This window comes from Hymenobacter elongatus (genome assembly GCF_004745955.1).
In the GTDB taxonomy this organism is placed as follows: Bacteria; Bacteroidota; Bacteroidia; order Cytophagales; family Hymenobacteraceae; genus Hymenobacter; species Hymenobacter elongatus.
Window position 1 is genome coordinate 1 of record NZ_SRLD01000076.1, and the last position, 6,977, is coordinate 6,977.

General features: G+C 58.0%; 5 protein-coding genes. 2 read left to right on the top strand and 3 right to left on the bottom strand.

Annotation, left to right across the window (positions count from 1 at the left end):
• Window positions 1-287: 287 nt before the first annotated feature.
• Window positions 288-941 carry a DUF4159 domain-containing protein gene (locus E5J99_RS20460; RefSeq protein WP_135499667.1) on the bottom strand — a complete coding sequence of 218 codons (654 nt, stop codon included), beginning with the start codon at window positions 939-941 and terminating at the stop codon, window positions 288-290.
• An 82-nt stretch (window positions 942-1,023) separates the two neighbouring features.
• On the bottom strand, window positions 1,024-1,731 hold the full coding sequence (locus tag E5J99_RS20465; RefSeq protein WP_135499668.1) for a 16S rRNA (uracil(1498)-N(3))-methyltransferase: 708 nt from the start codon (window positions 1,729-1,731) through the stop codon (window positions 1,024-1,026).
• Window positions 1,732-1,876: 145 nt separating this feature from the next.
• On the opposite strand from E5J99_RS20465, the gene E5J99_RS20470 reads away from it, so the two are divergent.
• A complete protein-coding gene (locus tag E5J99_RS20470; RefSeq protein ID WP_135499669.1) occupies window positions 1,877-2,941 on the top strand; it encodes an SDR family oxidoreductase in 1,065 nt (354 codons plus the stop codon).
• A gap of 163 nt (window positions 2,942-3,104) precedes the next feature.
• Here E5J99_RS20470 and pckA read toward each other — a convergent pair whose 3' ends face one another.
• Window positions 3,105-4,730: a phosphoenolpyruvate carboxykinase (ATP) gene (pckA, locus tag E5J99_RS20475; protein WP_135499670.1), complete on the bottom strand. Its 1,626-nt coding sequence runs from the start codon at window positions 4,728-4,730 to the stop codon at window positions 3,105-3,107.
• 252 nt (window positions 4,731-4,982) lie between these two features.
• On the opposite strand from pckA, the gene E5J99_RS20480 reads away from it, so the two are divergent.
• On the top strand, window positions 4,983-6,719 hold the full coding sequence (locus tag E5J99_RS20480; protein WP_135499671.1) for a peptide MFS transporter: 1,737 nt from the start codon (window positions 4,983-4,985) through the stop codon (window positions 6,717-6,719).
• Window positions 6,720-6,977: the final 258 nt, after the last annotated feature.

The window sequence follows — 6,977 nt, forward strand, 5'->3', positions numbered from 1 at the left end:
GCCTGCCGCGCCCCAGGGTGCTGACACGCCGCAGCCACGCGCGTGCGTAAATCCAGTGAATAAGCTTGCATCCTGGGACTTACGACCAAACCTCGCCGTAAGATACACCGTTCACGAATCTGCTATAGCAAAAAACCGTCTGTGTCGCGCTCATGTGGCGTCCGCGCGGCGTAGCAGAGCAGAAGTATCTCTACTGCAATGATAAAGTCAAGTACTACTGCGGTAGAGATGCTTCGGCAAGCTCAGCATGACGCTGACGGGGGGGGAGCTAATTCCCAAATCCGCTCTTAGTCCTGGGTTAGGGCGTAGGTTACCAGATTAGCGCCCATGCGCAGGGCCGCGTCGTGGGTGGCGGGCGGGTCGTCGTAGGTGCCCAGGTCTTCCCAGCCGTTGCCTAGGTCGCACTCAAAAGAATAGAAGCACACCAGCCGGCCTTTGTAGAGCAGCCCGAAGCCCTGGGCGCGCTTGCCTTCGTGCTCGTGCACTTTGGGCAAGCCTTTCGGAAACTGAAATTTCTGGTGGTAAATGGGGTGGGAGTAGGGCAGCTCCACGAATTCCAGCTCCGGAAATACCTTCTTCATTTCGGGCCGGATGAATTTATCCAGCCCGTAGTTATCGTCGATGTGCAGAAAGCCGCCGCCGGTGAGGTAGCGCCGCAGGTTCTTGGCTTCCGCGTCGGTGAAGGACACGTTGCCGTGGCCCGTCATGTGCACGAAGGGATAGGTGAACAGCTCCGGCGAATCCAGCTCCACAATGGCTTCCTCGGGTGCTATATTGGTTTTAAGCGTCTGGTTGCAAAAGCGAATCAGATTCGGCAACGACGTTTTGTTGGCGTACCAGTCGCCACCGCCGCCGTAGTGCAGCTTCGCAATGCGGAAGCTGGGCGGAGTAGCGGCCATGAGCAGGAGTAGGCTGAAGAGAAAAAGTCCTTTCTGAAACATAGAGCTAAAATTGTGTTTGGCGGAGCAGCGCATCCGCACTACAAGGCCGTAACGCCACTACTAGGCAACAAATTCGATTTGGCTACCGCCCCAGCTCCCGGGCAACATGTACGGTATGCACGGCGGCCAGCGCGGCGGTTTCGGTCCGGAGCCGCGAGTGGCCCAGCGTTACGGGCCGGATGCCTTGCTGCCGGGCCAGCTCAATTTCAGTCGGGGTAAAGTCGCCTTCGGGCCCAATAAGGATGCAGCAGCCGGCCCCTGCGGCCGCTACCCGCGCCAGCGCCGTCCTTTCGCCCGCCTCCAGGTGCGCAATAAAAGCTGTGGCAGCCGCTAGGGTGGGCAGAAAGTTGGTGAAGTCGGTCAGCTCGTCGAGCTGTGGCAGCCACGCCTGCCCCGACTGTTTGAGGGCACTCACGGCAATTTTCTCCAGCCGGTCCAGCTTTAGCTCCCGCCGCTCGGAGCGGGCGCAGCGCAGAAACGTTATGCGCTCCACACCGATTTCCACCGCTTTTTCTACCAGCCATTCCATGCGGTCCAGGTTTTTGGTAGGCGCCACAGCTAGGTGGGTGAAATACGGGCGGGCCGGTATTGCTTCATGGTGCCTGATGTGCAGCTGACAGCGTTTGGGGTTGGCGTCGGCTACTTCGGCCTGGTAGTGGCCGCCGCGCCCGTCCACCAACTCCACGGCCCCGCCAACGCTGAGGCGCAGCACCCGCACGGCGTGCTTGCTTTCATCTTCGGGCAGCGTGTAGAGAGAGCCGGTGAGGTCGGGGGCGTAAAAAGTAGGCATGGGGCAAAAGTATCACTTCCGGGGCTCAGAAGCGAAAATGGTACTTGTCGGAGCCCCTCCGGAAGCTCAATACTACCGCACTTTACGCATCCAAGCGTGCCATGGAGCGTACAAGAAAGCTTTCCAACCCGAACTCTTCTACGCTATGACACCCAAACTCAAGAAACTATCCCAGCAAGTAGTGGTCATCACCGGTGCCTCGTCCGGCATCGGCCTCGTCACGGCGCGCATGGCCGCCAAACAAGGCGCTAAGCTCGTGCTAGCCGCCCGCAGTGAGGACGCGCTGCGCCAACTCACCGACGAAATCAGCCACGGCGGCGGCCACGCCACCTACGTGGTAGCCGACGTGAGCAAGCAGGAGGATGTGAAGCGCATTGCCCAGGCGGCTCAGGCCACCTACGGCGGCTTCGACACCTGGATCAACGACGCGGGCGTTTCCATTTATGGCAAAATCGAAGATGTCCCGATTGAGGATATGCGTAAGCTCTTCGAAACCAACTTCTGGGGGCTGATCTACGGCTCCCTGGAAGCTACCAAACACCTGAAGCAGCGCGGTGGCGCCATCATCAATATTGGCAGCATTCTATCAGAAAGCACGGCCATTCTGCAAACCATTTACTCCGCCAGCAAGCACGCTGTGAAGGGCTTCACCGACGGCCTGCGCATGGAGCTGGAAATGGACGAAGCCCCCGTCGTCGTCACGCTCATCAAGCCTGCTGCCATTGATACGCCGTATCCGCTGCACGCCAAAAATTACATGGAGCGCGAGGCGAAGCACGCCGCGCCGGCCTACGCGCCCGAAACCGTGGCCCGTGCCATCCTGCACTGCTGCGAAAACCCCGAGCGGGAAATAACGGTAGGTGGTGGCGGCAGAATGATAACGACCATGGCTCACTTCGCACCGCGCCTGCTCGATAAGTTCATGGAAAACGTATTTGCCAAGCAGGAAAAAGCTGATTACGCGCCGCGCCCCCTCAACCAGAATGGCCTCGACCACGCTGCCGGCCACCTCGAAGAGCGCGGCAACTACCCTGGTCACACCCGGGAAAGCAGCTATTATACCACCGCCACGTTGCATCCCTTCGTAACAGCGGCCGTGGCGGGAGCCGTCGGGCTGGGAGTGGCAGCGCTGGTGCGAAAGTCGAAAAACGGCTCTGCTGCTACCAACGGGCAGATGAAGGAAGCTCAGAATGCACAGTGGGTAGAGTAAGTCTTAAGCGGTCGTCCGCAGTAGGGTTGAGCGTTATGCTGTGCTAGTCGAAGCATGACGCTTTACCCTACGCGGAGGACCGCTTGAACAGCTTCCACATAAGCAGAAAAAGCCCCGTCGGTAGCTACCGACGGGGCTTTTCTTGTGGACTGAAACTAGAAACCTAGGCGGTTACTTCGACCACCTTCGGTGCTCCTGCCAGAATTTGCTCGTTGGCAAAGTCAGCGTACTTCCGGAAGTTGTTCACGAACTTATCGGCCAGCGACGCGGCTGTTTTGTCGTAGCCTTCCTTGTCCGACCACGTGTTGCGCGGGTCCAGGATTTCGGTGGGCACATTGGGTACCGAGGCCGGAACTTCAACGCCGAAGATGGGGTGCTTGGTGAACGAAACCTCGTTCAACTCGCCGTTCAGGGCGGCCGTAATCATGGCGCGGGTGTAGCTCAGCTTCATGCGCGAGCCCACACCGTAGCTACCACCGGTCCAGCCCGTGTTGATCAGCCACACGTTTACGTCGGGGTTCTCGTCCATCTTCCGGCCCAGCATCTCCGCATACTTAGTGGGGTGCAATGGCAGGAATACGGCTCCGAAACAGGCTGAAAACGTCGTTTGCGGCTCTGTGATTCCCATTTCTGTGCCCGCCACCTTCGCCGTGTAGCCCGACATGAAGTGGTACATAGCGTGGCTCTTGTCGAGCTTGCTGATGGGAGGCAAAACGCCGAACGCATCGGCCGTCAGGAAGAAAATGTTCTTGGGAGCATCCGCTACCGACGGCTCAATGGCGTTGTCGATGTAGTGGATAGGGTAGGCCGTGCGGGTATTCTCCGTCACCGACTTGTTGGCATAATCCACGGTGTGGGTGCCGGGGATAAAGCGCGTGTTTTCGACAATCGAACCGAACTTAATAGCGTCCCAGATCTGGGGCTCTTTCTCCTGGCTCAGGTCGATAACTTTGGCGTAGCAGCCGCCCTCGAAGTTGAAGATGCCCGCGTCGGGTGTCCAGCCGTGCTCGTCGTCGCCAATCAGGCCCCGGTTTGGGTCAGCGGAAAGGGTGGTTTTACCAGTGCCCGAAAGGCCAAAGAATACGGCCGTGTCGCCTTGCTCACCTACGTTGGCCGAGCAGTGCATCGAGAGGGTGTTGCGCTCGTGGGGCAGCAGGTAGTTCAGTACTCCAAAGATGCCTTTCTTCATCTCACCGGCGTAGCCCGTGCCGCCAATCAGAATCATCTTCTTGGTGAAATTCAGAATGGCGAAGTTGGCCTGGCGTGTTCCGTCTACGGCTGGGTCGGCTTCGAAGCCGGGGGCGCAGATGATGGTAAAGTCGGGCGTCCAGCTCGTGTCGGCACCCTCTTCGGGCCGCAGGAACATGTTGTAGCAAAATAAGTTATGCCATGCCTGCTCATTCACTACCCGAAGCTTGAGCTGGTAGTCGGGGTTGGCTCCGGCATACGCCTCACGCACGTATAGTTCTTTGTCGGCCAGGTACTGCACCATCTTGGTGTGGAGCTGGTCGAACTTGTCGGCATCGAAAGGAATGTTGATATCACCCCACCACACCGAATCGGCTGTGTTGGCGTCCTTCACCACGAAGCGGTCTTTGGGCGAGCGACCCGTGAACTTGCCGGTGTCGGCCATCAGGGCTCCGTTGTCGGTAAGCGTGCCTTCGCCACGGCGCAGCGCGTGTTCCACGAGTTCAGCGGGCGTCAGATTAAGGTGCACTTCGCCGGTTTGGGTGAAACCGAGCGGCTGCAAACGATTGTGGAGAGTAGCGGTAGCGGCAGTGTCCTTCATGGGGCCGGGAGCGAGATGAAATGGGTGGGAGATTGGGAAATCGTAGGGCAAAAATAGACAAAAAACCGATGCCGCCGTGTCTAGATGCGGTTTAGCTTAAAACCACAGCGAAAATTCGCTGCCGGCGGTTACAGTGGTAACCGGAACAGGCCCTAACGGTTGCCAATTGCGAAAGTTTTGTAGTTTTACCAACCACCCGTCTGGTTGCAGCCAGCGGCTCTTTTCCCCTCTTTCCACTTTTATTTCCCCTTCATGCAATCAGCCTCCGCCGTACGCGAGCCATCACCTGTGCCCGCGTCGACTGGTCATCCTAAGGGCCTGTACGTGCTCTTCGCCACCGAAATGTGGGAACGTTTCAGCTATTACGGCATGCGGGCCCTGTTGTCGCTCTACATGCTCAAGGCTCTCCTGATGAACAAGGAGATGTCGTCGCTCATCTACGGCAACTATACTTCCCTAGTGTATCTGACGCCGCTGCTGGGCGGCTACATGGCCGACCGGTACTGGGGCAACCGCCGCTCCATCCTGGTAGGGGGCTTGCTGATGGCCGCTGGGCAGTTTGCTTTGTTTTTCTCGGCTTCCATGTACGGTGCCGGCCAGACCGAAGTACCCCAGGCGCAGTTGCTACTGTTCTTCATCGGCCTGGGCTGCCTGATTTTCGGTAATGGCTTTTTCAAGCCCAATATCTCCTCCATGGTTGGGTCGCTTTATCCAAAAGGCGATTCCCGTATTGATGCGGCCTACACCATTTTCTACATGGGTATCAACCTGGGCGCGTTTTTCTCGCCTCTGGTGTGCGGTACGCTCGGCGACACCGGCAATCCAGCTGACTTTAAGTGGGGTTTCCTGGCGGCCGGTATCGGTATGCTCATTGGCAGTCTCACGTTTGAGCTGCTGAAAAACAAATACGTAATCACCGCCGAAGGCACTCCGCTGGGCGCCAAGCCCGAGCGTACCGTGGAACACTCGCCGGTAGTACCGGTGCAGACCGACGGCCCCGTGCGTGCCGAAACCATTGCCCGGCCCGCTAAGAGCTTCGCCAGTAAGCTGCCCATGCTTATCGGCCTGTTTGTGGTGGTGTATGCCGCCATTGCCTGGCTCATGAATCGCGACTGGATTGGCGCTCTGGTGTTCTCCGCTATGATTGTAGCGCCCGTTACCATCCTGACCGACCCTACGCTCACGGCCCGCGAGAAGCAGAAGATCTACGTCATTTTCATCCTGAGCTTCTTCGTAATCTTCTTCTGGGGTACGTTTGAGCAGGCTGGCGCGTCGCTCACCTTCTTCGCCGACGAGCAAACTGACCGGACGCTAGGTTCCTCGGTAGTGCCGGCATCCTATTTCCAGTCGGCCAACGCCTTGTTCATTATTGTGTTTGCTCCAATCTTCGCCGTCCTCTGGACCTGGATGGGCAAGCGCGGCACCGAGCCTTCCTCTCCGCTGAAAATGTCTATCAGCTTAATGCTGATGGCCGTGGGCTACCTCATCATTGCCTTCGGCGTGAAAGGCGTCGATGCCAACACCAAAGTGAGCATGTTCTGGCTGATTACCATGTACATGGTGCACACCTTCGCTGAGCTGTGCCTGTCGCCTATCGGGCTGGCGCTGGTAAACAAGCTGGCTCCGGCCCGCTTTGCTTCCCTGCTGATGGCCGTGTGGTTTCTGGCTACGGCCGCTGGTAACAAGCTGGCCGGCGTGCTGTCGGGACTGTATCCTCCCGGCCCCGCCGAATTTGCCAAAGCCACCAAGGAGGGCATCGACCTGCCCGCCATCCTCAACGGCACCACGCCGGCTACAGCCGATGTTACAACCAAGCTGGCTGGGTTGGAGCTTACCTCAAACTGGCCCAGCTTCCTCGGCTTCCAGATCACCACCCTCTACGACTTCTTCATGATCTTCGTGGGGCTGTCGGCTGTAGCGTCGCTCATCCTATTCGTGCTCTATAAGCGCCTGAACACGATGATGGCCGAGCCAGTAGCGGCGGCGTAACTTCCGTTTGCTCCAACAAAAAAGCCCTGCCAAACTATTCTGGCAGGGCTTTTTTGTGTTTTGTAGCGTACAGTAATTCGATGATTCAGCTGGTTCTGTCGGATGCTGGCTCATGGAGTCCCATCTTGCTTTAAGAGCCTATCCAAATAGGCATTATTTTCGGGTATGGCAACGACTCAAGAATTCATCATTTCCGATGCCTTGTGGGAGCGTCTGCGGCCGCTGCTGCCGGTGCATACCCCGAAGGCTCATCCCCTT